At 59.5% G+C, this 353-nt stretch carries 1 protein-coding gene and 1 pseudogene; both read left to right on the top strand.

The window, feature by feature from the left end:
* Positions 1-122 (top strand): adenosylcobinamide-GDP ribazoletransferase (locus ALO43_RS30430; RefSeq protein ID WP_174518520.1); only part of this gene is annotated, 122 nt, incomplete at its 5' end.
* A gap of 96 nt (positions 123-218) precedes the next feature.
* A pseudogene (locus tag ALO43_RS30425) lies at positions 219-353 on the top strand (MFS transporter); the annotation flags it as partial.

Here is a 353-nt window from a genome sequence, read left to right as displayed (position 1 = left end):
AGATGTGTATAAGAGACAGGCACATAATGATGCGCCGTCTGGGAGGTAGCACGGGCGACACCGCCGGGGCGCTGCTCGAACTGTTGGAGCTGGCAGTCCTGCTGACGCTGGCGCTGCTTTGACAGCCCTGCCAATGCTTTGTTGACAGCTTTTACCGGCAGCGCGTAGCTTCGCGATTCGCAGGTAAAACCATGTAACAAAGTGCAGGGAGCTTAACCATGACATCGATCTGGCGTACCAGCGGCTGGGTTCTGCTGGGCAGTGCGTTGATCCTTGCGCTTTCGCTGGGCACGCGGCACGGTTTCGGCCTGTTTCTGGCGCCCATGAGCGCGGATTTTGGCTGGGGGCGTGAG

This window comes from Pseudomonas tremae (genome assembly GCF_001401155.1).
GTDB classification, from domain to species: domain Bacteria; phylum Pseudomonadota; class Gammaproteobacteria; order Pseudomonadales; family Pseudomonadaceae; genus Aquipseudomonas; species Aquipseudomonas tremae.
This window is presented reverse-complemented; position numbering and strand designations above follow the sequence as displayed.